Raw genomic sequence first — 21,611 nt, 5'->3', positions numbered from 1 at the left:
TATGCGAACACTGCTTAAGCGATGAAACGACCAAGGTCAGAAATAAGAATAGCTTCATCATTTGCATAAAACATTTTCATTCCTTTACCTTGAATCAAGTTTTCACTTAATTCTTGCCATTCAGTCACTTGCCCTAGCTTCTCAAGCTCCGTTTCAGAGTACGGGTAAACGAGAGGGATATGAGCTGTACCACTTGGGCCATTCTTGATGATAACTTCAGCGCGCAACCAAATTTGTTCAACAATTGAATCAACAGGTTCGAACTCAAGCTTTTCAATTTCATCAAAGCGAGCTAAATAAAACTCACCGTTCGTTCCAAGTATCTCTAAATACGGATTAATCGAATCATCTAGGTCACGGATGGCAGCTTGTTGATCTTCAACCGTGTTAGTACGAAGCTGCTCAACTTGCGCTGCAATTTCAGTTGCTTTATCAATATCATTAGCTAGTAAGTTGATATGCATTTCAAGAAAAGCTTCATCTAGCTCATTCGCATCATGAAATAACTTGGGTGCAGCTTTACCCGCGTAAAAGTCTTGTCTTGCTTGCTCTGCTCTAATCAGGTGTCTTAAATTAACAGCGCCTACAGCAAATTCTGGTGACTTGGTGACCATAAAATCAAGCTGTTTATCTGCCTTTTCTAATTCACCATTGACACATAACAATTCCGTGTAAGCACTTCTGATGTCAAAATTAAGCGGATCATCTTTTAATTTTTCAGCACAATACTCAAGTGCTTCTGTTAATTTTCCGTTTCTGATGAGTGCATGGATCTCTCTCATTTTTATTCCTTTATTTGGTGGTGAGGACTGAGCTCAGTCACTAATTTGATACTCGATATCATTTGATCAAGTTGAAAATGCGGCTGTAGTTGCAAAACTGAAAAATAATGCCCTGGCCTCGATTTATTTTCGGTCACTCTCACTTTTGCATTCGCAAGTGGGTATTTACTACGAATATGCTCAGACGCGGAGTCAGACGCCGTAGTGTAATTATTGACCCACGATTGCAACCCTTGCTCACATGCTTGTGCTGTGCTGTACGAGCCAACACGGTCACGGGCAAGTAATTTTAAATAATGGGCAAACCGTGACACACATAAAATATATTGCAGCATGGATGACAGGCGCGCATTGACAGTTGAAACTTCACTGTCGTAGTACTTAGCCTGTTGTACCGAAGCATTACTATAAAAAACTAAGTGTTCAGTATTTGTCACAGATGATGCAGGGATAAAACCTAACTCAGAGAATTGTTTTTCTAATTTACTCGTTACAATTAAATCCAGCGGTGGTTTCGCTTCTTTTCTGTAAACATCTGTCGAATAATAGTTTTTCGTAAGGCCGGTGACGATGCCTTTGGAAACCTTACCAGGCTCAATACCACGAATTTGACCAAACCAACCACTTTCAGAGTAAGCACGCACAAGCGTTAATACAAACTGATAAGCTGCATTGCCCCAAAGCATTTCGGTTTCTGGGCTGGTTATTCGTTCTTGATAAGCAAAATCTTGGTTGCGAGTGCCATCATTTTTATAAGGGGCACGCGCCAGCACATGGGGTAAAACAAGGCCTACAAAGCGTGAATCTTCCATCTGCCGAAAGCTTCGCCATTTAACATATTCAACTTGTTCGAATTGATTATATAAGTCGAAGTAATAACCAAGATCAGCAAAACTATCGGCACCGAATAAGTTTGCCGAAGCTGAACTTATAAACGGTGAAAAAGAGGCAGCGGCTACTTTAGATATTTCTTTTAACGTATCTATGTCGTTATAAATCGTCCCTTTTGTATACCCATTGGTAATTTCATAATCACCAATAAGCACACCAAATGGCTCTCCACCTGGACGGTCAAATTCATTTTGATAAATAAGTTGAAAGAAACTACTTTGATCAAAGTCGATTGCTTTATTTACATCACGAGATAGCGTAATCCAATCGCAATTAAGTACACGCAACTTCACTTTTTTTCTTTGTCGTGAAGTTCGGTTTGTCCTACTAACCACCACAAATTACGCCAACTTGCTTCTAAGCGTTGTAATTGTGGGTGATGTAAAATGTGATCCAATTGCTTAGATATAAGTGCGTCTATTTTGACAATGGTATGTTGTAAATACGAACCAACTGATTCTTTGTTCCATATTAATGGTGAATCTGATGAGCCTTCAAGCCATAGCAACAGTGCCTTATAGGTGTCTTTCTCGTTGAGAAAACGTTCCAATAAAGCACTATTATCACAAATATTAGATGCTGTATTGTGATTCAATACAGCATCTGATTCTATGAATGAAAACTCTTCGGAGTTCATTTTGCATCATCCTTAATGCACATAGGTATTAGCCAATCTCAGGGATCTTCGCTACTAATCTTAGTGACGACGTTAGCTCTTCCATTTGCAACCATGGACGTAACCACGCAACAGCGTTGTACGCACCAGGTTGACCTGGTATTTCTTTTACAGACACTTTTGCATCCGCTAATGGGTAACGTGCACGGATATCTTGACCACCACCCTCAGTCGCATTCACGTATGACAGGATCCAACGGTTTAACCAAGACTCAACGTCTTCTGCTTCCATGAAGCTACCAATTTTATCGCGTGCCATTACTTTTAAGTAATGAGCAAAACGAGATGTTGCCATCAAGTAGGGTAGACGTGCTGAAATTGCAGCATTTGCTGTTGCATCTGGCGTTGAGTAAACTTGTGGCTTCTGACAAGACTGGCCACCAAAGAATACCGCATAATCAGTATTCTTATAATGACAAAGCGGTAAGAAACCAAGTTTGCTTAGCTCTGCTTCACGACGGTCAGTAATACCGATTTCAGTTGGACATTTAAGATCCGGATCACCATCATCGCTTGTGAAAATATGGGTTGGTAAGCCTTCAACTTTACCACCACCTTCCGCTCCGCGGATAGCTGTACAGAAGCCATACTGAGAGAAAGCTTTTGTCATGTTAGTCGCCATTGCGTATGCCGCATTACTCCAACAGTAATCACCATTATCAGTATTCACAGAGCGACCATCAATCGGATCAACAGTGAACTCTTCAAAGTTAAACTCTTCTACTGGCTTAGACGCCGCACCGTAAGGTAAACGAGATAAGAAGCGTGGCATAGTAAGCGATACAAAGCGAGAATCATCGCTGTCTCTGAACGAGCGCCATTTAGTGTATTCAAGTGACTCAAATACTTTTTCTAGATCTCTAGGTTTTGTTAGCTCTTCCCAGCTGTCAAAACCGAATAAAGAAGGTGATGACGCAGAAATAAACGGACAGAAACCTGCTGCTGCAACATTAGACATTAAGCTTAATGTTTCTACATCTTCTGGGTGATTTGTGAATTCAAAGTCACCAACAATCGTGCCGTAAGGTTCACCACCTGGTGTACCAAACTCTGATTCATAAATCTTTTTAAATGTCTGGCTTTGGTCAAACTCAACCGCTTTACTTAAATCTTTATGAAGTTCTTTTTTCTTCATGTTAAGCACGCGTATTTTAAGCGTTGAGCTGGTCTCTGAGTTCATCACTAAGTGACTTAGACCACGCCATGAACCTTCAAGCTTTTGGAAGTCTTCGTGGTGCATAATGACGCTGAGCTGTTTTGATATTTTTTGATCAATCAGCTGAATGGCTTCATTAAACGTCACTGTCATGTTTTTATTCCATTGCACAGTGCCCTTCAATGCTTCTTCAGTTAGCGTACGTAATAACTCTTCAGCTCTGCTTGCATCAGTTTGTTTTGTTGCGCCAATCGCTTGCGTTAATAACGACGCCGACTCAGTTGTTGCTGTATTTTCTACATCTTGTGCTAACGTTTCGGTGCTCATTTTTCAGACTCCTCAACTTTTAATTCCTTCGCAATAGAGTCAAGACTCGCCGTGTTGCTCAGTACTTCTTCTAACACATTCTCTAACTCTTCAGAGCGGTCAATCTTTGTCATTAAGTCACGTAACTTGTTGCGTGTTTCCATTAGGTTACGTAATGGTTCAACTTGGTTAACAACAGCCGCAGGCTCAAAGTCATCAATCGTTTTAAAGTTCAGATCAACACTGAATTGTGAGCCATCATCCGTTAAAGTGTTGTCTACATTTAACTGCAGCGAAGGGCTCATTTTCTTTAAAACATCATTGAAATTGTCACGGTCAATTTGAATAAATCGTCTGTCTTTTAATGGCTTTAATACTTCTTTATTGTGGCCAGAAAAATCACCCATTACACCAACAACAAAAGGGAGTTCTTTTTTTACAACTGCGCCTTCAGTTTCTACATCATAGGTAATGTGGACTCGTGGTTTACGAACACGTTTTAATTTGTCGTGGATACTCATTCAAAACTCCTTTTACTCGGTTTCTGTTTCGCTAACTTTGATGCCAGACAGCTTAAAGTATCCAGTCCTAGCATCACTATCGGTTATTAATTCATTTAATAGCTCTGGTAACGACAATTCGCTCCATCGAATAACTTGCTCAATGGTATAAGACATAGGTGAATGTGGTTCTGTCTTTCTAAAATAGAGAGCTATTTCTTGTAATTTTTTAATTGCGCCTTCGCGGCTGGTGATTGCACCATTATCACTTTTGCTAGTGCTCACTGAAGACGACTCTTGAGACTCATCTTCCTCAGCAATATCTTGTTGTTCTTCTAAAACTTGCTGTTCAAGCGCAGACAGTTTATCTGCACCAAGATGAAGTACAGCATTTAAACATTGTTCAAGCGCTTGTTTAATATAAGAAGTTGGCTGTGATTGGTTTGTTGCTTTATCAAGTGATGCACTCAGTTGTAAAAACTCTGTCAGCGCATTTTCAATGCCATTCTTTAAATCAACAAAATACTCAACGGGCGTTTCTTGGGCGCCTTTTTCGATGACATCAAAATCAATAGCACCTTGCGCTATTTTCTTTTCACGTTTTTCATCACTTAACCTAGAGGTGTCATAAGCTTGTTGATATTCCCAGAAAGTAAAAGGTTCATAGTTATGGCTTTCTGTCAGAGGAATACTTTTAATAGGGATAATTAGCGCACCTTCACTGGCAACACCATTTAAACCTATTAATGCAGAGACTTTATCTGATATCTCGTCGTCTTCATCCAGTAATGGGTATAATTCGTCGAAATGATTTTCGATAAGCTCATGCGCGGCACGAAAAGCAAAGGCTAAGCCTTTGAAACCGTGCACTCTACACATTGCTTCAATAAACCAAGCTAAGTATTCAATATCTTTACTTTCGGTTTTTAACGCATTGCTACATTGGTCAAGTAATGGCAACCAATCACGTGCTATAGATGCAATTCCTTCATCATCAACAAGCGCTAAGCGCTCAGCCGCACGCAACTGATTTCTTAAATCTTTCAGAGAATAATACGTTGATGTTGGAGACACATCTGAGCGAGGTTCAATACCCGCAAAATGATCTTCTGAGATGGGGGCTATATATTCTTCAAGTGTGAACATTCCATTGCCTTTATTACCTTCCATTTTACACCTAAAAAAGAAACGATATGGTATATTACATTTCTTATTTAAGATTACAAGAGAACATCGCTCTTATAAATACACAATTTCAATTATAACAACCAAAATAAATAATAAAACCATATTTATGATGGAGTTAATAAAAATAACAAAACTTACTTTCTTGACAACATCGGGATAGTCAAATCATCAAGCGTTAACTTTTGATTAGCACAAGAGTTAACCCCTTCATTCTTCACTAAAATAAATGTCACATTATCTTTTGCGCCACGCACAAGCGAAGAGTGAATTAGTGCCATGCCAGAATCAATAATATTTTTTGGTTCTAACGCCAGACTTATCTCTGAGTCGTTCAGTTCTCCAGTTAAGCCATCCGAACAGAGCAAAAAGATGTCTTCGCTGCGCAAATCACCTTCTTTAAAATCAACATCAACTTCGTCTTGCACACCTACAGCACGCGTTATCACATTCGCTAGAGGGTGATGCCTTGCTTCTGCTTCAGATAAAACACCTTCATCGATAAGGTCATTGACTTGACTGTGGTCCCGAGAGACTTGTGATAAGCCACCGTTACGGTATAGATAAATGCGACTATCCCCCACCCACAGTACATAGTATTTGTCATCCTTCAACAGCAAAACGGTGACCGTGCTCCCTGCGGTTTTATTCGATAGGTAGTCAGTGCTGTACTCAAACAACTTTTGGTTTGCTTTTTTTATCGCGTTAATAAGGATGACTGTTGATATGGAAGAAGCAGGTAATGACTCTACTTCATTTTTAATCACATCAACAACCATTTGGCTTGCAAAATCACCAGCCTCATGGCCGCCCATACCATCAGCGACAACCCAAATATTAAACTTATTTAGCTCAACATAAGCATCTTCGTTTAACTGCCTTACTGCACCTCGATGAGACACCGCATAACTTGTATAATTTTTATTCACGCTCTCTTACCTGAGTATAATTCCACTCCCAATGCTGCCATCGGCCATCTAGCATTGCTGCAACCTGATTAACAGGCGGTAATCCAGCAGTAATAAATACCACTGGTTTGATGTTTATCGAACCATGTGTCCACCAAACACTGTAATCGCCATACTTACTTGAGAGTAAGCTATGTAAAACGTCCTCTAATGATTCGTCGCCAAGCTCAACCCCTTGAAACTCAAAAGCTATCGCTGATTTGTTTTCATCTGGTGAAGTATGCTTACTAAAACGTTTTTTAGTCACAGGCGTATTTTGCAATGTACCCAGCACTTTTTTACGCCACACGCTTAAGTCAACGCTCTCTTCAAGAACAGATAGCACTGCATCCTCGTACTCCAATGAAAGCAAGTTTGAATGTAAAGCCTTCATTGGTAACTGCTGCGTGTCTATCACGACGGTAAACGGGTAATGCCTGCCAACGGCATCAACACTTGGCAGTAATGTGCCTACTTTTCTATCCTCAGTGACGACATTTTCACATAATGCAAAATGCCACACAGGGCTGGTCAAGTATCGCTCCTGCCACTGTGAACCGAGCTGCTCTTTGCTTACAGCAATAGCAGCTTGTAACCAATGTTCCCAATGCTCACTAAATTGCTGACAAATGCCATCTTGGACAAAATCACCTAGAAAAGGGACCTTACCCAAGTAGCCTAACTTTAAAGCCTGGTCGGACATGAAAAACTCTCTATACTTGCGTTCCAGAATGGATGTCTAATCGATTTTGGCAGTAACTCAACTGTCGCATTATTTCCTTGCAATGAAAATTGCAGCTGTAAATCCTTTTCTGTCTGTGCTCTTTTCGCCTGTAAGTCATCTAACATGCGATACAAAGACCATTCACCCTCGTAGCTGGCATTGATAGTGCGTCCTCCATATGGTGGAGTAAACACAATACGCGTTTTATTTTGAGCGACATCACCAGGCCAAACGATGCTTTTAACTTTAGGTGGACCATGACGATAAATCATTGATTGACCATCTATCTCAAGCATGAAACTGGAAACTGTTTGATCTAACTTTAATGGTTTTAAACCAAACTCAATGCGCGGTGTTTTGCTGTTACCATCAAAAAATACTTCGCGAATTTTGGCGGCTTTTTCAAACATTTCTAATGCTGACTTGCTTACACCGATATTCTTTTCGAATCGCCAAGGGCTCTTACTGGTGTCGACACTTGGTGCGATATAAGTATTAAAAAAGCTATCGATTGTGCCATCTGGACCAAAAAAGTCTGAGAAATCTTTAAGATTTACCTCTTTAGATGAAGTCGAAACAAACGGATAACGACCCACAATTGCATCGTTGTACTCACGTAAAACAGTACTTTTCCATATTTCATTCAAATGACGATTTGCACTGCTTCTGGTGATATTTGATGTATCTTGACTGATATTCAATAACCAATTGTTCGCAGGATAAGGTAACCCTTTACTCTGGAACTCTAATTGACTAAGGAACTCAGGCTTACTCTTACCACTTAATTGATTTTTTACAGATGATTTTAGTAACCCGCCTCTATCAAGTTGATTTAAGTAAATATTTAACTCTCTTAAACTTGCTTGAATTTGCTCAAGTTGCTGCTCATCAATTTCTAAAATATCACTAAAGGCTTCTTCAACCTGATAACCCGGAAGCTTTATATCAAACTGTGGTGCTTCATTTGGCAAATAACGCTTAAGTCTATTAGCCTTAGTATGCATTGCAACTTCAGCGGCATTCGCCGCAACCTTACCGGCTGCCTTTTGATTTTCTGAAATAGGTAGCTTAGTTAAACGCACATTCTTTTGTACGGTGGTAATAATATTTTTTATTGGAGTTTCTGGACCCGCCAACACATCAGTAACTCTGACGCCTTCATTAGGTGAGTTAAACTCATTTAGCGAAAGTTCATTAATAAACGAGCGCCAATAATAGATGTAATCTTGGAAATATTTCTGTTCAAGCTTTTTCTCTATATCTGCTTTCGAAATATCATAGGTCCCTGACGCTTCTTCACCATACACCCAGCTACTTGCCATCAAGTTACCCAACATCTTACTTTTCTCAACATTGAAGATGCCATGATAGCCATTATAAGTATAAAGACCTGGGATACTTTTCATGATTGAGTCTGAGTTTTGGAAGCTAAACTGTTTCGCACTTTCATAGCTGATAATGTCAGTTAATTTGAAAGGCGGAATGCTGCTGTCGATAAAGTCAGCTTGCAACCTTTGATAAGCACGCTCTGCAATAGGTAACTTAGTTAGCTCCGCTCGTGCTAATCGCACAGCTTGATGATCAATTTCTGATTCAGAGAAACCATGCTCTAACAATGCTTTTGTATGCTCAAATAATTCAGCACGTGTTTGGAAATTAACATCGCCTGGTAAGTTTCTCTCGTAATATGCACTAAACCAAGCAAGCACATCTTCATTATTGTAATGCTCAGGTTCAAAGAACATTAAATAACAACGTAAGGTTTCGTAGAGATAACTTAAATAATCAGCCTGCTCTGTCATCTCAGAGGTCAGCGCATTTAATAAGTAAGGCTCTAAGTATGTTTTTAATGAACGTATATATGCTTTTTGCGAAGCCTCCGTGAGAGGTTCTACTTTGCTAAAGCCATAAGCTTCAAAATCATCGGCTTCTAACTGATTAACCGGGAAATTTTTAAGCATATTAAAGCGCTGATTTAGCACAATTAAGTTCGCTTTATCGACCGTATTTTGATCAAGAGCTTGATACTCACTGAGCGCATTATCGGTTTTGCTGATAAGCTCATTGTTCCACGAAAAGCTCACATACCAAGAAATACTCAAGCCTAATAAAACAACACTCGTTACGGCTAAGCAAGATATACGTAGCCACTTGTTCTGCTTTTCATGGTGTTTGTTAGTGCTTGCTAAGTTTTGCTCAGGAAAAATGACTTTTTCTAATAAGCGTTTAATAAAGAAGCTTCTTGTCTGATTAATATAATCTTTCTTTACCGTACTTTGCTCGTTTAACAGGTTTGAAGGCACGCCTTCTTGAGTCGAACTTGTTAAATAAACACCGCGGAATATTGGCAGGCTCTCGTATGCATTAGGTGTGAAAATTTCTTTTAAGAATGAATAACCGACATTTTGTAAAACACGAAGCTGTTTAGGAAACTCAAAGATCTTCGATCTATTCGTTAGATCATGTTCATTGATCAAACGTCGATTAAGTAATGTTGTTAAATTAGAGATAAGCGCGTGAAACTCTTTATTAAATGCATCCATTTGATTGTCAGAGTTAGCATCAAGCTCGAAAGTAACACCCCAAACTTGCTCACACTCTTCATCGCTGAGTTCACAAAAGAACTCTCTAAACCCTTCAATTAAGTCAACTTTTGATAAAATAACATACACGGGGAATGTCATTCCAAGTTGACTTTGTAGCTCTTGTAAGCGCTGTTTAATGGCGCGTGCGTGTAAGTTTCTCTCTGTTTTTGTTTGGTTCATTAATTCAGAGATGCCCATACTAATCACCACACCATTAATAGGTCTTTTCGGGCGGTACTTTCTTAATAAGCCTAAAAATCCTTGCCATGCTTTCGCATCATGTAGAGCATGACTATTTTGTGTTGTATAGCGCCCTGCAGTGTCAATAATCACGGCTTTATTGGTGAACCACCAGTCACAGTTTCGCGTTCCGCCCACACCATGCACTAAATCAGTGCCAAGCTTATCTTTTAACGGAAAATCAAGACCTGAGTTATTGATGATATTTGTTTTACCAGCACCAGGAGGGCCAATCATGATATACCAAGGCAATTGGTAGATGTTTCGCCCGTTGAATAACTTAGCATTCTTAAGTAATTCAATTGCCTCAACCATACGTGCTTTTAATGTTTTGATCTCCTCTTGGATTTCATCGCCAGCACCTTCATCAACCTCAATTAGTTCTTCGGCCATGCTTTCGTTGCGTTTATTTTGCTTTCTTAGATGCAATAGCTTGGTTAAGGTATAAATTAATAAAATAGCAAGTATCAGAATCGCGCGTGCCGCAACACTTGCCAAAGGAGTGTAATCAGCAATAGAGATCAATGGACCGCCAAACCAGATCAACAAGAAGAGCGCTATAAAGCCAATTACAATCATAACTTTACGAGAGGTAAGCGCGTACATAGCACGCTTGCACTTTTGAATAAAACTCATTGCAACTCCATTAAAAAAGTAAGTCGATTTCAATTCTGCGATTCAATGCTTTCTGATTTGAATCGGCATTACTCACCAAGGGCTCCGCAGAACCTCTTCCTTCTGGCCATAACCTACCCATTAAGCCTGTATTTTTGGCCATAGAGTTTGCAACTTGCGTTGCTCTTGCTAATGACAGGTGCCAATTTGAGGGGTACTGGTTGGTACTTATTGGACTGTCATCAGTGTGACCTGTTATTAAAATTTTACCTTTTGTGCCCTCAAGGCTCAGCGCAAGCTTTTCTAATATTGGTTGGAATGAAGGACGTAACGACGCTTCACCAACATTAAAGAGGCTTTCGTTATTAATGGTAATTCTAATTCGATCCGATTGACGCTCAATACTAACTACACCACGTTGTATTTCGGTGTGCATTAACTGTGTTAGTAGATCAAGCTGTGTATTTTTAGTGTCTTCGGTTTGTGAAGATGAAATAGGGTGTACTAAATTTAAATTATCCGTAGTCGTTGCCACTTTTTCATTTAAACGCATATTAAAAAATAAATACACGGCCAATGTGAGTAGGGTTAAAACAGATACAACGACCCAAAGTGGGATCTGGTTTCTTAACTCCATACCGGCTGCAACACGGCTCTTCCAAGACGGTGTTAGGTATTTACTTTGAGGTCCATCTAGTTGATTTAAAATGTGATATACGCGATTTCGATAATCATCTATCTTACTATCGCCGCCAGTATCAACCCGATACTTACCTTTAAAGCCTAAATTTAGACAGTGGTACTGTAATTCTAAAAATTCTTTGTTTGCTTCAGGGTGTAGCAAGGCATCATCTAGCAGAGTGAAAAAGTATTCTCCGCCAAACGTCTCTTTATGGAATGTTGATAGTAAGCTTTCTTCCGCCCACTCCAGTGAGCTCCACTTAGCATTTAACGCAGCTTCATCCAATGCAGCACACAAACAATAGCGGGCATTATTTATCACTGACAAATCGATAGATTTGGCACGCAAAGTACTTTCAAAACGTTTAATCGACTCAATGGCTCGGTGCTTCAAGGCCGCTAAATTTTCAACTTCCGAAGATTGGTTGATGAAAATCACTAAAGAAAAGCAGTCATTAGCGGCTTCAAGTAAACCATTTTTGAATATTGAAATATTATTTAAAGGCGCACTTCCACTTTCAGATTGACTCAGTGATACGACTGTTTTATCTGAATGCGATTTTGAAGTATTTGCATCCTCCATGCCTCGACTCAAACGGCCTGGACGTGGTTTAATTATTGTTTCATCCATTGAAACTTCCCTCTGTTAGCTTCTAATAGCCCATAAAACCAAGTTAAGATCCGGATAGTTACCGGACAAGTGAATTGCAATCCCACCGCTTGATTTTAGCTTATTCCAGTGTTCACTTTGTTTGTTAAGCTCAAAGTAATGATAACCCGCATGATATGGAACCTGACGCGGTGCTGTTGGCAGACTGTTAATCGATATCCCTGGTATTTGGTTATTAACCAAGTCACGAATTGTCTCCACACTACCTATCTTAATTTGTGAAGGTAGTAATTTACGTAATTCTTCATGCGGCACGCTGGCTTTAACTGCAAGCACAAACTGAGACGAATCAAGAATACTTTTATCTTTTAAGGCACCAAAAGAAATACCAAACTTGCTTTGTTCAAGCTTAATTTCGGTTGCAGTTTGTTCAATAACTTGACTCAGAGATTGATACAAGAAGCTTACAACCTCTGAAAAGACGAACTGTAAATTTGCATGATCATACTTAGGTAAGACGGGCACACGCTTATTGGCTGCACTGAATGTTGCAAGTTCGCCAGCCATCTCAATTAAGCGCGTGTAAAATGCTCTTGGATGAACGTGAGAATGATTTAATAAGCTTTCAAAAACAGCGTCGTATTTGTTAAGTGTTTGAAGCATGATGAAGTCAGCCACAGACGCACTGCCAGCATACCCTTGACATAATCTTCCAGAGATACTTTCAGCGCGCTGTTTTATCAAACTGCCAATCTCTCTTACAAGACCAATTAACGGTTTACAATGAGTAATTTGCAAGCAGGGTGGAACGTATTTAGGGTCAAGCTTAATCGCCCCCTCGTTCGTTACTTCACTAATACGCGCAACGGGCAATGTTACGTAACCTGCTGTATCATCAGACATTAACATTAGTTTGCTATGAAGCTGTGCCACCTGAATAACTTCTTGCGCTTGAGAACCTAAGTTATCATCACTAATCGATAAATCGGCAATTCGATATCGCGTAACTAGCTCATCTTCTTCAGTCGCTAAATTTATACCACTGCTTTTCAACGCTGGAACAGCTAAACATACAATTTCATTGTAGGTATTTTTTGGTACAACAAGCGGAGCAGGCAACTGCTCATTACTTGGCATGTTAATTGGACACAAATCAGAGGTAACAGCCGTTAGACTGTCAATAGCAAACTGCCCTGTTACCAATAAACCGGTATCAATATCGATATCAACAACGCCCCACGAGTCAGCAACATTCGCTTCTATAATTTTCCTAATCGTGCTGAAGGTATGCTTGTCTGCTTGCTGGAAATGTTGGGGCCTTAAAAACATGCCCTCAGTCCATGCGACCCGCGTGTAATCACTCATTTTAATTCCTTTTAATCATCTCATGTAAGTCGCTAGCGACTCTACATTCACATCGATATCGTCGTAACCTGTTGGATCTACTTCAATAACTGAACGCCAGCGTGCTTTTTCAATATCTCTATACGCCAACACAACGCCAATGAATCGCGTGTTCCTATTTAAGCTCATTTTATACTCAAGCTTAGATCCTGGCTGTAACTCTAACTCATCTTTCTTTAGGAGATCTGGTCCTAAAATTTCTTCTGGTGTATCGTAAAGACTGAAAAAGTCTTGCGTATCAAAAATAGTTCGCGAACTAAGTTCAAACACTTTTAAAACTACAGGAGAAGGACGTCCTGAAATATCAGGGTTAACGTCAGCGGCAACATTAATATTTAGATCAGTTGACGGTGGCACAAATTTATTAACCGTTGAGCAGCCAACTAAAAAAACTAATAGAGCTCCAGCAAAAGTAAGTTTGGACTTTAACATGCTTTTATTCCCTTATATCACGCTTTACTGTGATTATTGTACGCTCGCAAAAATTCTTCAGATAATGCTAATACACCTTTTGTTTCAACATCTTCAATAATTTCAGCGTGTAATTTTTGATATATATCCCAACTCGATGAGTCAGAATAAGTTGGTAAGTAATTTAAAATACTCTCTTTGTTACGCACTTGCTGCTTGATGCCATCAGGAGATAATTGCTCTAATGCACCAGAAAGCGCGCCGGTGGCACCTGCTAACAGCCCTTTTTCATGGGCTTTGGTGTCGATAAAACTCTCTTGAACCGCTTTATTTGCCTGTAAGTAGCTTGAACTTTTACGAATAAATAAGTTTTGAATAGCATCATCAAGCGTGGCAGAGAACTTCAAAGGGTTATTTTGTTCAACCTGAAATGTCGTGTGGTTCAACTTGAGTTGATTTTTTAGTAAAGAACGTTGGCGAATTAAATCCATAGAGCCGACTAAAAAATGTCTCAAGCTCTCGCCCATTTGTGCCCAAACACGTTCATCGTTTAATTCATTCGCAAGTTCATCATTCACTCCCAAGCCTTCTAAAAAAGCAGCAACTAAAGGCGAATCACCATTGCCCGTAACCGGTTTAGGTGCTTTAGCAGGTTGAGTAGCGCTATGCTGAGCTGGCTTTTGTTGAACTTGCACAGGCGGTTCAGCAACAGGTGGACTAGCCAAATGTTGGCTACTTTCACTTACTACTTCGTTACTTGAACCCATAAACGCTATTTCATCCCAGTCTTCAGGGATTGGTTGGCTTAATGAGCTACTGTTAACTGGCTCTGAAATAGGTGCTTGCGGTTGCTGGAAAGAAGGCGCTATCATCGCTTCGTCCATGCCACCAGCAAATTCATTGCTTAGCGAAGAATTCGCCATGTCATTATTCTGGTTATAGTTCTCTACTGACGGACTGGGCTGACTAAAAGCAGCAGCAGATTGATGTGAGCTTTGCTTTTGAAGCTGATTAGACAACTTAGCTTCAATTTGAAAATCACCAATGGATAGTACATCACCATCCGATAGCAAATGTTTATTTTCCTTACCCAGCGGTGAAACAGAATAGTTAATAAATAAACCATTCGTAGAGTAATCATAAACGTAGAAGCCATCTGCTTCTTTGACAACTTTACCGTGTTGACCAGAGATGACCTTTTCAGGGTCAGGTAAATGCCAATCACATTGATCAGAGCGGCCAAAAGTTAATTCCTGTTCTACTGTTTTTGTAGCCTCAATCTCAGGTGAAAGTCTATGATAGCTGGTAACATTTAAAACCACTTCCATTTGATTGTTAGTCCCATAAATCTAAACATTCTAATAGAATAAAATACTTCGTTAACCAAAGTCAACGCTGTCTAATATACAAAAAACCAATTTAATTATTTCATAAAACTAAACAATAGGCGTTCTATCTAATAAAAATAACTCAAAAATAGTTAAACAACATAGTTCCTTGTTTATTTATACTAGCTGAATGATTGCTTATTATTTTGTTTTTTGTAAAATACACACCAATCAAACAGGAATGTTGATTTCAAAAAAGGAATTTAAATGACGACCGATAACGATAAAACACGCATTGCTTCAATTGAAACTAAAGGCAAAAGCCACAATTCAAATAAACTTCATCTTATTGGTAAGAAGTTAGCCCAGCGATACCTAATTGAAGAGTTAATAGGCGAAGGCGGTATGGGCCACATATATCGTGCCCGCGACATTCACCTAGAAACAAGCACCCATCAAGATAACTTTGTAGCAATTAAAGTTTTACATGAGGAGCTGTGTGATTCTGAGGAAGCCATTTCGCTTCTAAAAGATGAAACAGTCAAAACTCGTTCTTTATCTCATCCAAATATTGTAAAAGTATTCTCTGCATCTTCAGATGAATCGCATCACTTTGTTGTTATGGAGTGGGTTGAAGGTGAAACATTAGAACAGCTTATAAAAAGAAATAAACCTAATGGCCTCACTCAAAAGCGTGCCAAACCTATTCTAAAACAGCTTATTGATGCATTGTCATACGCACATGCAAAAGGGATCATTCACAATGATCTTAAACCGTCTAACGTCATGTTTGATTCTCAAGGCAATCTAAAAATTTTAGATTTTGGTATTGCAAAAACACATAGCCATGAAGATCTATATGCAGCACCTAGCCTAAATGATGACAAACCAACCAGTACTGGTTATACCCCGACCTATGCAAGTCCTGCACAGCTAAATGGTAAAGAAGCTACCAAGAAAGACGATATTTTCTCTTTGGGCTGTATTGCGTACGAACTTTTAACCAGCAAACATCCTTATAACAGAAAAGCCGCTAACACGGTTAGCAAAGACACCACGGTTAAAAAACCAAGCAACTGCTCAGTCTTTCTCTGGTCAAAATTAAAAAGATGCTTACAGCTTGATGAAGCTAAAAGAGCTGAAGCTTTAACTGAACTTAATAATGAGCTAACTAACAGCAGAGTTCCTTTACTTGCGCATGTTGCATGTTATTTCATTATTATTGCGGGTAGCTTTTTCTACATCAACTCGGTTCAAGAGCAGCAAACAACATTGGATGCTAATTTCAAGAACTCAGTTGCTAAAGTTGAACAGCTAGAAGCATGGATGACTTGGGGCGGCGATGAGTTGCCTCAACGATTAGATGAAATACCTCCACAATATAATGTTTTAAAAGAAGGTCTTTTAAAAGTTCATCAAAACAAAATAGTTGGTAGGTTTGAGCAACGAGTCGACAACTTAGCTCGCACGTCACTTAATACAAAAGACTATGACAAAGCGATAGACATTTATAATGAGGCACGGGTGTATTACCCAGATTCACAATTATTAGCTAGCAAGCTTGATAGCCTACTAACAGAAAGACAGTCTATTATCTCAGATTTAAGCTACCGCTTAGATGTGCTGCTTGCCCAAGCTAGATATGATGAAGGTGGCGAAAACAGTATTGAAAACTTGATGAAGCAGCTTTCAATTATTGACCAAAGTTACCAGTATAAGCCAAGCGAAGAGTACGAGAATGTTTATAAATTAGCGGTAATGGATGCGATTGAAAACGATGACTTCGCAATGCAAAAAACACTGTTAAATGTTGGTGAGCTCGCATTTAAAAATGCTGACAATCTTCAACCTCTGCTGATTGCACTTAGGAAGAAAGAGTCAGCAATGACTGCACTTATTAGCTACAACAATAAAGTAAGCAACGGTCAATCAGCAAGTTACCCTTCTGAAGATGCGCTTATTTTTTATCATGAAAAACTAGAAGGCTTCAAAACTCGTTTAGCTGAAATAGAAGACTATAAAGAGCTAATGGAGTTCGATGAAGCATTTTCTAAACAAGCTGAGATTTTCCCAGACACATTTGAGCCTATTTTATTAATTAAAGATGAAATTGCGAGCAAGTATATTTCTATGGCAAGTCAACTAATGAAGCGCAAAATGTATAGAACCGCGGAAAAATTAGTCGAACGAAGTGAAGTAATAAGAAAAAGTTTAGAAAATACAATTTAGTGCTATTTATAAATTAGCCAAACGTCAAGGAAGACTCAATTTGCACATCTCACGTGCTGGTTTTCCTTGTTGTTACATTTAATTTTAGTCTATGCAGTCAACGTCAATACAACAGAATATGGAGTAGTTATGAAAAAGTTAAGTACGTTATGTGTCATGTTATTTTTAACAGGTTGTTCGACAACCTCTACCGAAGTTGCTCCTAAACCCGAGCCTGTAGTAGAGCCAGCGGCGACAGCCATTGTAGCAGAAGAGACAGCAACCTCTTTAACTGTTATCACAACACCTGACGATGCGCGTGTGCGTATTATGAATATTAAGCCTGTTTACCAAGACGGTATTGAGCTTGATGAAGGTAAATATGATATTGAGGTAAGCAAACCTGGCTTCTTAACTTATCGTAAATGGGTCGAAGTAAATAAAAAGACTGTATTAACTGTTGAGCTTGATAGCGTCCCAGCAACTGAATCAGCACAATAACGTATCGTTACTTTTTAACAACCACAAAGGAAAGCTTAGCTTTCCTTTTTTATGCTCCACTACATATATTGCAAATAACACAACAATGATAAAGCACATCCATTTGCAATAATTGTAAGCCAAAGCACAAAGATAAAACGGCGCTTTTTAGATTTATGCCTTAACCATTGCTGAGCAACTAATGAGCCTGGCCAACCGCCGAAAACACCTAAAATATGTAAGGTACGTTCAGGGACTCTAATCACATTCTCACCATGTTCAGCTGCTAAACGTTTATCCCAGCCATACACCAAAAAGGTTATCAGACTTACTACCGAGTAAATACCAGCAATCAAGTAAGATAGATTTAGCTGCCAAGATGCAACCCATAAAAATAGTAAAAAACAAACAGCAAAAAATGTTAGAGCTTTCTTAATCAAAGAATTATCACCTATACTAGACAAAATTATAACTAAACGAGGCATTATTATGGCACATCTAAAATCGCTTTTACTATCAATGTGCTTGTGTACTTTTTCGGTATTGTCGGCAGAGCCGCAGCTATCAGAACATTTGCAAGTTTTTAAACCTTATTTAGGCACATGGCAAGCTGACTTTGATGTTGCACAAGGTAAGCCAGCTGTTCAGGATGTAAGTACTTGGCAACGCGCACTCAACGGCATGGCAATAAAAACCATTCATTCAATAAATGAAGGTGAATATGGCGGCGAGTCGATGATTTTTTGGGATAATAACAAGCAGTCTCTGGTATTTTATTATTTCACGACCGCAGGGTTTTACACAAAAGGAACGATGAACGTCCTCAGTCCTACTCAATTTGTTGCTTACGAGAATGTGACTGGCAGTCAAGAAGGTATCACGAAAGTAAAATCGACCAGTGAGTATAAAGATAACAGCTTTATTGTTTCAACGTCATACTTAAAGAAAGGGCAATGGACAAAACCTGAAAAGCGTATCTATACCCGAAGTAATAAAGAGGTGAAGTTTAAATAATCACTCAGTTTGAGCACGGTCTAAGCGAGTAAACCTAAACCGTGCTCAGTAAACGCTATTTTGCAAACTTTTTAAAAGGTTCATCAATCTCAGTGTTAGCAAGATGATTAGTATAGTTACTCATCACTTTTTGCGATAAGCCTAATACAATTTCTAATAACTGCTGATTCGAATAACCTGCATCAAAAAAAGCGTCTAGTTGCTGTTTATCAATAACCCCTCGATTCCGCGTCATCGCTAATGTAGTACCACGAAGGATCTCGAGCTTAGCACTCGCTAAAGGGGTTTTATTAACAAGCGCATCCACAATTGCTTGATCAACTTTCATACTTGCCGCTATTGCACTATGTGCTGGCACACAATAGTGACAATCATGTTCTACATTAATCGTCTGCCATACAACCGTTAGTTCCTCAGCCGTGAATGATGTTTTTTGGAATAGCTCATGCAACACTTGATATCCCTCAAGTAATGTTGGTGCTTCAGCCATTACAGCATGCAAGTTAGGGATCATCCCAAACGCAGACACTGAATTATCTAGAAGTGATTTTGCCGCTTCTGGAGCCGTATCTTTAGTATGTAACGTAAAGTTTGACATGTGTTCTCCTAAGTCTTTTTTAAGTGATGGATGCATAGCCTAGTTGTTTTTGAGCACTCGCTCAAGTTAAAATTGAACAAGTGCTCAAATTGGTGTTAAAAATGGTAAATAAAGTTAAGTTCGACCGAGAAAAGGTAATAAAAAAGGCGGGGATTCTATTTTGGCAAAAAGGCTTTTCGGCCACCTCAACGCGGGATTTACAAACGACCGTTGATATGCGCCCTGGGAGTATTTATGCCGCCTTTGGCTCAAAAGAAGGTCTATATAGTGAAGCGCTTAAAAACTACGCTGAACAACTTAAGACATTACTCGCCACACACTTATCAAGTAGTGCTAGCATACTTGAAGGGTTGCACTCTTTTGTTCAAGCTGTATTGGAAGATTCAGAACCCGGTTGTGAAATATGTATGTTAATTAAAGCGAATGCTGAATTTGACTACTCACAGCCACTACTGAAAAACTTAACGAATGATCTACTGCAACAGTTTGAATGTTACCTAACAGATATTTTTGACACTGCACAAAAACAAAATGAACTAGCAACTAACCATGCACCGCTAGAATATGCGCGTTTGTTTCAAATCCAATTTACAGGTCTAAGAAGCTACATGCATAGGTCCCAATCAAACACTATAAGCAATGAGCTAGTAGAGATGATGTTTAAACTAATTAAAGATTTTTAACTAAGCAAGTTAGGGCAAGACACTCAGCTTGCCCTTAAAAATTAATGTCTAAAGTCAGCCATTAACGCTGGAATACCAGGTAGCATACCCACAATAGCCATCACACCAGTTAAAATAACGAACATCACCAGTGGAATAATCCAACGGCTCATTGGGGTTAACTCAGAGCTACGTTCTTTACAGCCAATCAAACCCAAGTTATCTAATAACATAGTCAGTGACCAACCAAACGCAGGATTCACTAAGGCAGAAGAAAACACCACAATTGCTGCTGACTGGGTAGTTTTGCCTTCTCGCGTCATTTCCATACCTGCTTCAAGTAATGGAATAAACACCCCGACAATCAGTGCCACACATAATACCGGTTGCCAAATGGCTAAATCCATTGGGTAGCCCCAAATACCTGCAATGATACAAAATAAAGCCGTCAACACCGCACCGGCTGGTATCGGTCGCTTCGCGATGGCTGCTGGCACAATGTAAGTTCCCCATGACGAGGTAAAGTTTGAACCACCTAACAACGAACCAAAGGTCTGACGAATTGAGGCGCTAAACATTGTATCATCTATGTTCATTTGAACCTTTTCAGTGCGCTCAGGGTAACTAATTTTTTGAAACACTTGATGCCCCAAAAAGTCAGGAGACCACATCGCAACCGCAAGCACCGCGAATGGCAATACCACTACAAAGCTCTCAAGTGTTGGTAAGCCAAGCATCCAGCCGGTGTTTTCACCCCACCAATACATCGGGTTCATATTAGGCAATCCAGGAGCTGTTTTAAACTCAAACGGCGCGCCCAGTAAAAAGGCGATTAAACCACCCAACAAACAACTTAACGGTACGGCTAACCAACGCTTTTTGTAATGCTCAAGCAGTGCATACAAAACAATAGTCGATAAGATCACAATAAAGGCAATGTGAGTCATATCGATGCCCTCAGCCCATGCAAACAGCTTTTTAACCTGTGAAATTGTACCGATAAAGCCAAGGTAAAGCAGTAATCCCCCACACACACCACGGCTTGTTAAGCCCGCCAGTAAACTGCCTCCTTTACTGAGTGCGAGCAATAAACCAAATGCCCCGATCAGTAATCCAAACGCCATAGGATGACCACCCGCAGCAACCACTATAGGTATTAAAGGGATCAGCGGCCCATGCGTACCAGCCAAGTTTGCTGTAGGTAAAAAGAATCCTGAAAACAATAAGATAAATATAGAAACAATTAATAGCTCATAACGAACATTTTCTAAAATAAATGCTTCGCCAAGGCCAAGCGGGGCTGCAAATGTGGCAGCAATTGCACCCACCATCACCACTTTACCAATCGTGCCTGCCATCGCGGGGATTGAATCTTCTAACTCAAAACGATAATCCCGAAAGGGTAAGTTTGGTCGCCAACGCTTAGGTTGCATGATTTGCAGTTCATTCTCGAGGTATTCATCGCGGCTTGAAAATTCGCTGCTAGGTTTGTGGAGTGCTTTATAGCTTTGCTGGTCGAGCTCAGCAGGCGCAGTTGATGCTTGATGCTGCGTCTTATTCATGACTTCTCCTACTACTTAATCTTGAAAATTGTGTGAGTCTTTATTC

Annotated in this window: 20 protein-coding genes; 4 read left to right on the top strand and 16 right to left on the bottom strand. The window is 39.6% G+C overall.

The features are described 5' to 3' along the window. Positions 1–14 precede the first annotated feature (14 nt). The 13 genes from L0Z67_RS17555 to tagH all read right to left on the bottom strand — a co-directional run bounded on the left by L0Z67_RS17555 (position 15) and on the right by tagH (position 15,041). Positions 15–782, bottom strand: a complete 768-nt coding sequence (locus tag L0Z67_RS17555) for a type VI secretion system accessory protein TagJ (RefSeq protein ID WP_062567656.1) — start codon at positions 780–782, stop codon at positions 15–17. Positions 783–784: 2 nt separating this feature from the next. Then, positions 785–1,966, bottom strand: coding sequence for a type VI secretion system contractile sheath large subunit (gene tssC, locus L0Z67_RS17550; RefSeq protein ID WP_392353585.1), 1,182 nt, complete (start codon positions 1,964–1,966; stop codon positions 785–787). Continuing rightward, the gene (locus L0Z67_RS17545; protein WP_392353583.1) at positions 1,963–2,310 is read right to left on the bottom strand and encodes a type VI secretion system contractile sheath domain-containing protein; all 348 of its coding nucleotides are present in this window, start codon (positions 2,308–2,310) and stop codon (positions 1,963–1,965) included. The genes tssC (L0Z67_RS17550) and L0Z67_RS17545 overlap by 4 nt, the downstream gene beginning before the upstream one ends. A gap of 28 nt (positions 2,311–2,338) precedes the next feature. Continuing rightward, positions 2,339–3,832 carry a type VI secretion system contractile sheath large subunit gene (tssC, locus tag L0Z67_RS17540; RefSeq protein ID WP_062567658.1) on the bottom strand — a complete coding sequence of 498 codons (1,494 nt, stop codon included), beginning with the start codon at positions 3,830–3,832 and terminating at the stop codon, positions 2,339–2,341. Further along, positions 3,829–4,332 carry a type VI secretion system contractile sheath small subunit gene (gene tssB / locus L0Z67_RS17535; RefSeq protein WP_062567659.1) on the bottom strand — a complete coding sequence of 168 codons (504 nt, stop codon included), beginning with the start codon at positions 4,330–4,332 and terminating at the stop codon, positions 3,829–3,831. Before tssB ends, tssC (L0Z67_RS17540) begins: the two co-directional genes overlap by 4 nt. A gap of 12 nt (positions 4,333–4,344) precedes the next feature. Next, positions 4,345–5,457 carry a type VI secretion system protein TssA gene (tssA, locus tag L0Z67_RS17530; protein ID WP_405128752.1) on the bottom strand — a complete coding sequence of 371 codons (1,113 nt, stop codon included), beginning with the start codon at positions 5,455–5,457 and terminating at the stop codon, positions 4,345–4,347. Between the two features lie 176 nt (positions 5,458–5,633). Further along, on the bottom strand, positions 5,634–6,425 hold the full coding sequence (locus tag L0Z67_RS17525; protein ID WP_062567660.1) for a Stp1/IreP family PP2C-type Ser/Thr phosphatase: 792 nt from the start codon (positions 6,423–6,425) through the stop codon (positions 5,634–5,636). After that, positions 6,418–7,146, bottom strand: a complete 729-nt coding sequence (tagF, locus tag L0Z67_RS17520) for a type VI secretion system-associated protein TagF (protein WP_237115429.1) — start codon at positions 7,144–7,146, stop codon at positions 6,418–6,420. Before tagF ends, L0Z67_RS17525 begins: the two co-directional genes overlap by 8 nt. Next, positions 7,128–10,628, bottom strand: a complete 3,501-nt coding sequence (gene tssM / locus L0Z67_RS17515) for a type VI secretion system membrane subunit TssM (protein ID WP_062567662.1) — start codon at positions 10,626–10,628, stop codon at positions 7,128–7,130. Before tssM ends, tagF begins: the two co-directional genes overlap by 19 nt. 10 nt (positions 10,629–10,638) lie before the next feature. After that, positions 10,639–11,919 carry a type VI secretion system protein TssL, long form gene (gene tssL / locus L0Z67_RS17510; protein ID WP_062567663.1) on the bottom strand — a complete coding sequence of 427 codons (1,281 nt, stop codon included), beginning with the start codon at positions 11,917–11,919 and terminating at the stop codon, positions 10,639–10,641. Between the two features lie 15 nt (positions 11,920–11,934). After that, positions 11,935–13,263, bottom strand: coding sequence for a type VI secretion system baseplate subunit TssK (gene tssK, locus L0Z67_RS17505; RefSeq protein ID WP_062567664.1), 1,329 nt, complete (start codon positions 13,261–13,263; stop codon positions 11,935–11,937). A gap of 15 nt (positions 13,264–13,278) precedes the next feature. After that, positions 13,279–13,734: a type VI secretion system lipoprotein TssJ gene (gene tssJ / locus L0Z67_RS17500; RefSeq protein WP_062567665.1), complete on the bottom strand. Its 456-nt coding sequence runs from the start codon at positions 13,732–13,734 to the stop codon at positions 13,279–13,281. Between the two features lie 17 nt (positions 13,735–13,751). Then, positions 13,752–15,041: a type VI secretion system-associated FHA domain protein TagH gene (tagH, locus tag L0Z67_RS17495; RefSeq protein WP_237115430.1), complete on the bottom strand. Its 1,290-nt coding sequence runs from the start codon at positions 15,039–15,041 to the stop codon at positions 13,752–13,754. A gap of 267 nt (positions 15,042–15,308) precedes the next feature. Here tagH and L0Z67_RS17490 point away from each other — a divergent pair, with 267 nt between their 5' ends. Both L0Z67_RS17490 and L0Z67_RS17485 read left to right on the top strand, forming a co-directional pair. Beyond that, a complete protein-coding gene (locus L0Z67_RS17490) occupies positions 15,309–17,270 on the top strand; it encodes a serine/threonine-protein kinase (protein ID WP_062567667.1) in 1,962 nt (653 codons plus the stop codon). A 129-nt stretch (positions 17,271–17,399) separates the two neighbouring features. After that, on the top strand, positions 17,400–17,750 hold the full coding sequence (locus L0Z67_RS17485; protein ID WP_237115431.1) for a PEGA domain-containing protein: 351 nt from the start codon (positions 17,400–17,402) through the stop codon (positions 17,748–17,750). Positions 17,751–17,809: 59 nt separating this feature from the next. Here the strand turns inward: L0Z67_RS17485 and L0Z67_RS17480 are convergent, their stop codons facing one another. Further along, positions 17,810–18,169 carry a DUF1294 domain-containing protein gene (locus tag L0Z67_RS17480; RefSeq protein ID WP_237115432.1) on the bottom strand — a complete coding sequence of 120 codons (360 nt, stop codon included), beginning with the start codon at positions 18,167–18,169 and terminating at the stop codon, positions 17,810–17,812. Between the two features lie 49 nt (positions 18,170–18,218). Here L0Z67_RS17480 and L0Z67_RS17475 point away from each other — a divergent pair, with 49 nt between their 5' ends. Then, positions 18,219–18,743 carry a hypothetical protein gene (locus L0Z67_RS17475; protein WP_062567669.1) on the top strand — a complete coding sequence of 175 codons (525 nt, stop codon included), beginning with the start codon at positions 18,219–18,221 and terminating at the stop codon, positions 18,741–18,743. A gap of 55 nt (positions 18,744–18,798) precedes the next feature. Here the strand turns inward: L0Z67_RS17475 and L0Z67_RS17470 are convergent, their stop codons facing one another. Continuing rightward, a complete protein-coding gene (locus tag L0Z67_RS17470) occupies positions 18,799–19,341 on the bottom strand; it encodes a carboxymuconolactone decarboxylase family protein (protein ID WP_237115433.1) in 543 nt (180 codons plus the stop codon). 101 nt (positions 19,342–19,442) lie between these two features. On the opposite strand from L0Z67_RS17470, the gene L0Z67_RS17465 reads away from it, so the two are divergent. Then, positions 19,443–20,024, top strand: a complete 582-nt coding sequence (locus tag L0Z67_RS17465) for a TetR/AcrR family transcriptional regulator (protein WP_237115434.1) — start codon at positions 19,443–19,445, stop codon at positions 20,022–20,024. A gap of 41 nt (positions 20,025–20,065) precedes the next feature. Here L0Z67_RS17465 and L0Z67_RS17460 read toward each other — a convergent pair whose 3' ends face one another. Beyond that, positions 20,066–21,565, bottom strand: coding sequence for a DUF3360 family protein (locus L0Z67_RS17460; RefSeq protein WP_130151820.1), 1,500 nt, complete (start codon positions 21,563–21,565; stop codon positions 20,066–20,068). Positions 21,566–21,611 lie beyond the last annotated feature (46 nt).

The organism is Pseudoalteromonas sp. PB2-1 (assembly GCF_045040605.1).
GTDB classification, from domain to species: domain Bacteria; phylum Pseudomonadota; class Gammaproteobacteria; order Enterobacterales; family Alteromonadaceae; genus Pseudoalteromonas; species Pseudoalteromonas arabiensis.
The sequence above is the reverse complement of the archived record's forward strand: the minus strand, read 5'-3'. Positions and strand labels throughout refer to the sequence as shown.

Excerpts from the sequence above, each read along its gene's own strand:
- tssK (WP_062567664.1), bottom strand. The coding sequence starts at position 13,263 with ATGAGTGATTACACGCGGGTCGCATGGACTGAGGGCATGTTTTTAAGG.
- tssJ (WP_062567665.1), bottom strand. The coding sequence starts at position 13,734 with ATGTTAAAGTCCAAACTTACTTTTGCTGGAGCTCTATTAGTTTTTTTA.
- L0Z67_RS17490 (WP_062567667.1), top strand. The coding sequence starts at position 15,309 with ATGACGACCGATAACGATAAAACACGCATTGCTTCAATTGAAACTAAA.
- tssL (WP_062567663.1), bottom strand. The coding sequence starts at position 11,919 with ATGGATGAAACAATAATTAAACCACGTCCAGGCCGTTTGAGTCGAGGC.
- tssM (WP_062567662.1), bottom strand. The coding sequence starts at position 10,628 with ATGAGTTTTATTCAAAAGTGCAAGCGTGCTATGTACGCGCTTACCTCT.
- L0Z67_RS17470 (WP_237115433.1), bottom strand. The coding sequence starts at position 19,341 with ATGTCAAACTTTACGTTACATACTAAAGATACGGCTCCAGAAGCGGCA.
- L0Z67_RS17485 (WP_237115431.1), top strand. The coding sequence starts at position 17,400 with ATGAAAAAGTTAAGTACGTTATGTGTCATGTTATTTTTAACAGGTTGT.
- tssC (WP_062567658.1), bottom strand. The coding sequence starts at position 3,832 with ATGAGCACCGAAACGTTAGCACAAGATGTAGAAAATACAGCAACAACT.
- tssA (WP_405128752.1), bottom strand. The coding sequence starts at position 5,457 with ATGTTCACACTTGAAGAATATATAGCCCCCATCTCAGAAGATCATTTT.
- tagF (WP_237115429.1), bottom strand. The coding sequence starts at position 7,146 with ATGTCCGACCAGGCTTTAAAGTTAGGCTACTTGGGTAAGGTCCCTTTT.
- L0Z67_RS17460 (WP_130151820.1), bottom strand. The coding sequence starts at position 21,565 with ATGAATAAGACGCAGCATCAAGCATCAACTGCGCCTGCTGAGCTCGAC.
- tssB (WP_062567659.1), bottom strand. The coding sequence starts at position 4,332 with ATGAGTATCCACGACAAATTAAAACGTGTTCGTAAACCACGAGTCCAC.
- L0Z67_RS17475 (WP_062567669.1), top strand. The coding sequence starts at position 18,219 with ATGGCACATCTAAAATCGCTTTTACTATCAATGTGCTTGTGTACTTTT.
- tagH (WP_237115430.1), bottom strand. The coding sequence starts at position 15,041 with ATGGAAGTGGTTTTAAATGTTACCAGCTATCATAGACTTTCACCTGAG.
- L0Z67_RS17545 (WP_392353583.1), bottom strand. The coding sequence starts at position 2,310 with ATGAACTCCGAAGAGTTTTCATTCATAGAATCAGATGCTGTATTGAAT.
- L0Z67_RS17465 (WP_237115434.1), top strand. The coding sequence starts at position 19,443 with ATGGTAAATAAAGTTAAGTTCGACCGAGAAAAGGTAATAAAAAAGGCG.
- L0Z67_RS17555 (WP_062567656.1), bottom strand. The coding sequence starts at position 782 with ATGAGAGAGATCCATGCACTCATCAGAAACGGAAAATTAACAGAAGCA.